The sequence below is a fragment of the Anaerotignum faecicola genome (assembly GCA_024460105.1).
GTDB lineage: Bacteria > Bacillota > Clostridia > Lachnospirales > Anaerotignaceae > JANFXS01.
On record JANFXS010000501.1, the window covers coordinates 1 to 400 of the forward strand.

Annotated in this window: 1 protein-coding gene; it reads left to right on the top strand. The window is 36.5% G+C overall.

The window, feature by feature from the left end:
- Nucleotides 1-280: 280 nt before the first annotated feature.
- Nucleotides 281-400, top strand: a 120-nt coding sequence (locus NE664_15090; GenBank protein MCQ4727958.1) for a P-II family nitrogen regulator, incomplete at its 3' end; no start/stop codon positions are given.

Here is a 400-nt window from a genome sequence, read left to right on the forward strand (position 1 = left end):
TAAATACCTCGCATTTTCTTAATCTCTTCAGATTGTACTTTTTCGTTATTTTGTATACAGTATTAAGTATAGTACGAAAGAGGAAAAAGCACAAGTCTTTTCTAAGTTTTGTGACCGCATAATGTTGTCAATATTTCACAAACTTTTCTAATTATTCCGTTTTAAAATGTATTTGACATTTATGTTCAGAAATGTATAATGTTTAATATCGAACGAGGGCGTTCCATTTGCGGAACTGCCCTCGTTTTTGTTGTCAACACGATAAAGGAGGATATGCTGTATGAAAAAACTGGAAATCATCATCAGGCCGGAAAAGCTGGAGAATTTAAAGGCGATTCTGGAAGGCTGCAAGGTCAACGGCATCATGATCAGCAATGTCATGGGCTACGGCAACCAGAAG